The sequence below is a fragment of the Gammaproteobacteria bacterium genome (assembly GCA_016200485.1).
Lineage (GTDB): Bacteria > Pseudomonadota > Gammaproteobacteria > Tenderiales > Tenderiaceae > JACQEP01.
The window spans coordinates 118,799-124,798 of record JACQEP010000006.1 but is presented as its reverse complement, the minus strand read 5'-3'; the positions used below and the strand labels follow the sequence as shown (position 1 = coordinate 124,798).

Genomic DNA, 6,000 nt, shown 5'->3' with positions numbered 1-6,000 from the left:
GCGTAAACTGCTGCATGCCATTCACGGCATGTTGAAGGACAACAAGCCCTTCGATAACACCCGCTTTTACGCGATTCCAGCATGAGCCGGAAAGTGCAAAAATTACAGAAAAAATGCTTGACCTCGAACAGAGTATCTACCTAGCCGGTTTGCCCAAGGGCAAGAATTGGCGGGGTACTACCCCCTCCCGCCCCGGTTTCCGCTATAATTGCCCCCCACTGTTAACCCCTATATCTCGGAAGCGTCTATGTCGAAGTCCTCGATCAAGAAAGTGGTGCTTGCCTATTCCGGCGGCCTGGATACCTCCATCATCGTCAAGTGGCTACAAGAAAACTACCACTGCGAAGTCGTCACCTTCACCGCCGACATCGGCCAGGGCGAAGAGCTGGAACCTGCCCGCGCCAAGGCCCAGGGGATGGGCGTGAAAGAAATCTATATTGATGATCTGCGCGAAGAATACGTCCGCGACTTCGTCTTCCCCATGTTCCGCGCCAACACCTTATATGAAGGCGAATACCTGCTCGGCACCTCCATCGCCCGGCCGTTGATCGCCAAGCGTCTGGTCGAGATCGCCAACGAGACCGGTGCCGACGCCATCTCCCATGGTGCTACCGGCAAGGGCAACGACCAGGTGCGCTTCGAGATGGGCGCCTATGCGCTCAAGCCTGGCGTCAAAGTCATCGCCCCGTGGCGCGAATGGGATCTGACCTCGCGTGAAAAACTGATGACCTACGCCGAGCAACACGGCATTCCGATCGAAATGAAGCGCGGTAAAAAATCGCCTTATTCGATGGACGCAAATCTGCTGCATATCTCCTATGAAGGCGGTGTGCTGGAAGATACCTGGACCGAGGCCGAAGCCGATATGTGGCGCTGGAGCGTCAGCCCGGAAAAGGCCCCCGACCAAGCCGAATACATTGAACTGACCTATCGCAAAGGCGACATCATCGCCATCAATGGCAAAGAAATGAGCCCGGCCACTGTTCTCGCTACGCTGAACACGCTCGGCGGCAAACACGGTATCGGCCGCGCCGACATCGTTGAAAATCGTTATGTCGGTATGAAGTCACGTGGTTGTTATGAAACGCCGGGTGGCACCATTATGCTTAAATCACATCGTGCCATCGAATCCATCACCCTGGATCGCGAAGTCGCGCATCTGAAAGATGATTTGATGCCACGTTACGCCAGCCTGATTTACAACGGCTACTGGTGGAGCCCGGAGCGGTTGATGATGCAGGAAATGATCAATGCTTCGCAGCAAAATGTGAATGGTGTCGTGCGTCTTAAGCTTTATAAAGGCAACGTTATCGTCATCGGCCGCAAGTCGGACGACAGCCTGTTCGATGCGACTATCGCGACATTTGAAGATGACAAGGGCGCCTACAATCAACGTGATGCCGAAGGTTTCATCAAGCTCAACGCCCTGCGCATGCGTATTGCCGCCAGCAAGGGCCGCAAATTGAAGTAGGGGCGGGTTTCAAACCCGCCCTACCCAATCTCCAGAGGGAGAGTGGATATCAAAAACAGCATTGATATAAGGAACGACAAATGGAATACAAAAACGCAACCGTAAAACACAAGGCAAATGTTTACCACGACGGTAAAGTCACCAGCCGCACCATCGTCACCAATGAGGGTGAAATGAAAACTTTGGGCGTGATGTTGCCGGGTAGCTATCGGTTTTCTACCGGTGCGCCGGAAACCATGGAAGTCACCCAAGGCCGTTGCCGCGTCAAACTCGCCAATGAGCAGGATTGGACGCTTTACGAAGCAGGCGAACGTTTCGAAGTGCCCGCTAACTCGCATTTCGAAATCGAAATTGACGAATTGCTTGATTACATCTGTCATTTTCATTAATTGCAGAGCCCAGTAATCGTTTATGCCGCGTTATTGCCGTGGTGACTGATTAAAGAGTACTCAAAATGTGTGATAAATGCTGGGCAGGGGATCGTGAAATAGAGGGCCGTTTTGTCCGCAAATTTCCGCATATCAACGTGCTCAAGTGTAGTGCCAAAATGGACGCTACTCTGGGAAGAGGGAACAGGGACGGTGATAGCCAAGCATTTGTCAGCACCTTGGCCAGAGGTAAACTATAACAATGTCAGTTGCAGCAAGCGGCCACCCAAAATCCCTGACTGCACTCATGGTGGGTGCCACCGGCGTGGTCTACGGTGACATCGGCACCAGCCCTTTGTACGCCTTGAAGGAAGTGTTTGCGGGTCATCACCCGTTGCCGCTCGATGAGTTTCATGTCCTCGGCTTATTGTCTGTGGTGCTCTGGACTATTGTTCTCGTCGTCTCCATCAAATACATCACGTTCATGATGCGCGCCGATAACCGGGGAGAAGGCGGCTGCCTGGCCCTGCTGGCGCTTGTCTCGCAGGCCACCCAAGGTGCACGCTTGCGATTTTTCGTCGTTGTGCTCGGCATATTCGCCGCCGCGTTGTTCTACGGTGATAGCATGATTACGCCTGCGATCTCGGTGTTGAGCGCCGTCGAAGGCGTCAAGGTTGCTGCGCCGGTATTGGAACCCTATGTGATTCCGTTGACGGTCATCATCCTCACTATCCTGTTCGCTTTGCAGCGGGGCGGTACCGCAGCCGTCGGCGCCGTGTTTGGCCCCGTCATGCTGTTGTGGTTCGGCATCCTGGCCGTGTTGGGCGCCATGAGCATTATCGATAATCCTGGCGTGCTGGCCGCGATTAATCCCTGGTATGCCTTCGAATTTTTTGAAGATGACTGGATTTCCGGATTCTTCTCCCTCGGTGCCGTCGTCCTTGTAATTACCGGCGGCGAAGCACTCTATGCCGACATGGGCCACTTTGGTAAACGTCCCATCCGCTGGGCCTGGTTCGGCTTGGTGATGCCCGCATTGTTGATCAATTATTTTGGCCAGGGCGCCTTACTGCTGCGTGATCCCACCACGATTGAAAATCCATTTTTCCTGTTGGCCCCTGAGTGGTCGTTGATCCCATTGGTTTGTTTGGCGACACTGGCCACTGTCATCGCCTCCCAGGCAGTCATCTCCGGTGCTTTTTCCGTTGCTCAGCAGGCGGTGCAGCTCGGCTATTTGCCACGGATGGTGATGGTGCAAACTTCCGCCGAAACCCGTGGCCAAATCTATTTGCCGTTTATCAACTGGTCGCTGTTTATTTTTGTCATTGCCCTCGTACTCGGCTTTCAGTCTTCCAGCAGCCTGGCTTATGCTTACGGAATCGCCGTCACCGGCACCATGATGATCGACACAGTTCTTATTTTCGTGGTCATGATCGTTCTTTGGAAGTGGCACAAACTGCTCGCCATCGGGTTCCTCGCCGTGTTTTTGACTATCGACCTCACCTTCTTCACTGCCAATGTGCCAAAAATTACCAGTGGTGGTTGGTTCCCGCTCGTGATCGGAGGCGTCGTTTTCATTTTATTGATGACCTGGAAGACCGGACGCAAACTCGTGTTCCAGGAAATTCAAAAAGAAGCCATGACCTTGCCGGATTTCGTCGAAGCCATCGGTAGCAGCGTGCGGCGTGTGCCAGGTACCGCCGTATTCATGACGAGCAGCTCGCAGGTCTTGCCGCATGCGTTGTTACATAATTTGAAGCACAACAAAGTCATTCATGAGCGCGTCATCGCGCTTACCGTATTGACCGCAGAAGTCCCCTACGTCCCGCCCAGTCAGCGGGTTGAGGTCGCAGCCCTCGGCAAAAACTTTTATCGTGTCATGCTGCGTTACGGATTCAAGGACGAGCCGAATATTCCTGCCGCGCTGAAGGTATGTGAAGGGTTAGGTGAAGAAATCGATCTTATGGATACCTCATTCTTCGTCAGCCGCGAAACCGTGATTCCAAGCCGCATTCCCGGCATGGCACTGTGGCGTGAACGACTCTTCACCTGGATGTCTCGCAACGCCGTCACCGCCACCGACTTCTTCAAGATCCCCCCGAATCGCGTGGTCGAACTGGGCGCGCAGGTTGAGATATAATGAATAACAAGCGTAACCATTCACTATTCACTATTTAAGACACAGAATTAAATGTGGGTTAGGCGTTTTTTGTCGTAACCCACCAAGTCGTGCCGTTAGGTACACCTTTAAAAAATGGTTTATGTTGCTGAGCAACCTCTGGTGGGTTACGGCTATTGCCTAACTCGCTCTACGTCTATGCTTAGCTTATTTCACCTCAATCATCTGTACCGTACCATCGGGTAATGTCTCCACCATCTGGCCCTTGGGTTCTTCGAGGTAGATCATGATCACGGTGAAGATCAATGCGGCGGCGATGCCAATCATCAGGAAGAACTGATTGTAATCGACCAATGAGTTGATGGTGAGGAAGATCACGCCTCCGACGTTGCCAAAGGCGCCAACCATGCCAGCGATCTGTCCGGTCATGCGCCGCTGTACCAGTGGCACCATGGCATAGACAGCGCCGGAACCCATCTTGGAGAAGATGCCACCGCAGATGGTGAGCACCACCGCCAGCCACACCGGCCACTCCTTGCTGAGCATGCCCAGCATCAGGAAGCTGGCGGTAATACCGGCGAAGACGATGATCAGTGTACGGCGGCGGCCAATGCGGTCACTCACCCAGCCGCCACCGGGGCGCGCCATCAGATTGAGGAAGGGGTAAACTCCGGCCAGCAGCGCAGCAGTAACCTTGGGAATATCAAACCAGGTGACATAGAACATTGCCAGTATTGATACCACGGCCAGCTCGGTACCGAAGGTGACAAAGTAGGCCCAGTCCAGAATCGCCACCTGTTTGAACTTGTAACGATGCATCTCCGACACCGGTTTTTGCAATACATGGCCGTTGATATGCCAGATCTTCCACACCTGCAACAGATAGAGTGCAGTTAAGGTTAGGTAGATCAGATAGGCTGCGCCCTCGTTGATCAGCCCCATCTCCGCAGGCGAGAGTTTCCATGTCAGCAGTGCCAGCGCCAGAAACAGTGGGATGTTCATCACCATGTAAAGCACCAGATCGGTGCCGCTGGTCACCTCCATTGCCCCCATTTTCTTTGGCTTGAAGTAGGTTGAACCCTTCGGCGTGTTGCTAACGCGGGTGTAATAGAAAAGGCCATAAATTATCGCGAGCAGACCGGCAACAGTCAGCGCAATGCGCCAGCCGCTGGCATCGCCGATGTTGGCTGCAATCACCGGCAGTGTCACCGCCGCCGCAGAAGAACCAAAGTTACCCCAACCACCGTAAATGCCTTGCGCCAACCCCGTCTGTTTGGCCGGAAACCACTCACCAATCATGCGAATGCCCACCACAAATCCGGCACCGATAAAACCAGAGAGAAAACGCAGAAGTGCCAGCTGCGCATAACTTTCTGCCCAGGCAAAGACGATACTGGTCAAACTACCTAGCACCAGCACAGCTGTATACATAATGCGTGGCCCGAGTTTATCGACCAGCATACCCACGACAATGCGTGCCGGAATCGTAATCGCCACGTTCAGGATCAGCAGCACTTTCGCCTGCTGATCGGTAAGCTGCAACGCCTCCTTGATGAATGGCATCATCGGCCCAAGCCCAAGCCATACGACAAAGGTCATGAAAAATGCAAACCAGGTGTAGTGAAGAATACGTATGTTCGGCCTCTGAAAATCAAAGATATTTAGTTTGCTGCTGTACATTGCATTGCCTCGGTTTGTATTTGTTGAGATAAGCGCAAGTGCTTCTGCAGTAACTGTGCCAGATTGTTATTGGTATGATTTTTCAGGAAAAAACAGTTTTCTTGTTGAAGGCATTGAGCAAAGACGGTTCTTTTTTGGTGCGTAAACTTCAGCGTTTGACCAAGTGTGGGGCGCGGCTATGTGCAGGGCGAGAAATTGCCGGTCCTGGTGCCGAGAGGATCTTTGTTGGTAAGGAAAACCTGGATCATATGCGTCACGCATCCACGATGCATTGGCGGATGACGCACGCTATGCGTGGTGCCGGATTCAGACGCTTAAATTCCTTTATTGAGCGTCAGCGTAAAGATTGATGGGGCTTGCCT

The 6,000-nt window shown here is 53.0% G+C and carries 5 protein-coding genes; 4 read left to right on the top strand and 1 reads right to left on the bottom strand.

Features of this window, described 5'->3' with window-relative positions; genetic code table 11:
* Positions 1-247: 247 nt before the first annotated feature.
* The 3 genes from HY272_03465 to HY272_03455 all read left to right on the top strand — a co-directional run bounded on the left by HY272_03465 (position 248) and on the right by HY272_03455 (position 3,979).
* Positions 248-1,471, top strand: coding sequence for an argininosuccinate synthase (locus tag HY272_03465; protein MBI3771740.1), 1,224 nt, complete (start codon positions 248-250; stop codon positions 1,469-1,471).
* An 80-nt stretch (positions 1,472-1,551) separates the two neighbouring features.
* A complete protein-coding gene (locus tag HY272_03460; protein MBI3771739.1) occupies positions 1,552-1,860 on the top strand; it encodes a pyrimidine/purine nucleoside phosphorylase in 309 nt (102 codons plus the stop codon).
* A 241-nt stretch (positions 1,861-2,101) separates the two neighbouring features.
* Positions 2,102-3,979: a potassium transporter Kup gene (locus tag HY272_03455; protein ID MBI3771738.1), complete on the top strand. Its 1,878-nt coding sequence runs from the start codon at positions 2,102-2,104 to the stop codon at positions 3,977-3,979.
* 186 nt (positions 3,980-4,165) lie between these two features.
* Here the strand turns inward: HY272_03455 and HY272_03450 are convergent, their stop codons facing one another.
* A complete protein-coding gene (locus tag HY272_03450) occupies positions 4,166-5,638 on the bottom strand; it encodes an MFS transporter (GenBank protein MBI3771737.1) in 1,473 nt (490 codons plus the stop codon).
* A gap of 74 nt (positions 5,639-5,712) precedes the next feature.
* Here HY272_03450 and HY272_03445 point away from each other — a divergent pair, with 74 nt between their 5' ends.
* Positions 5,713-5,988: a hypothetical protein gene (locus tag HY272_03445; GenBank protein MBI3771736.1), complete on the top strand. Its 276-nt coding sequence runs from the start codon at positions 5,713-5,715 to the stop codon at positions 5,986-5,988.
* Positions 5,989-6,000: the final 12 nt, after the last annotated feature.

Coding starts and splice junctions, on each gene's coding strand:
- HY272_03465 (MBI3771740.1), top strand. CDS start 248: ATGTCGAAGTCCTCGATCAAGAAAGTGGTGCTTGCCTATTCCGGCGGC.
- HY272_03460 (MBI3771739.1), top strand. CDS start 1,552: ATGGAATACAAAAACGCAACCGTAAAACACAAGGCAAATGTTTACCAC.
- HY272_03455 (MBI3771738.1), top strand. CDS start 2,102: ATGTCAGTTGCAGCAAGCGGCCACCCAAAATCCCTGACTGCACTCATG.
- HY272_03450 (MBI3771737.1), bottom strand. CDS start 5,638: ATGTACAGCAGCAAACTAAATATCTTTGATTTTCAGAGGCCGAACATA.
- HY272_03445 (MBI3771736.1), top strand. CDS start 5,713: ATGATTTTTCAGGAAAAAACAGTTTTCTTGTTGAAGGCATTGAGCAAA.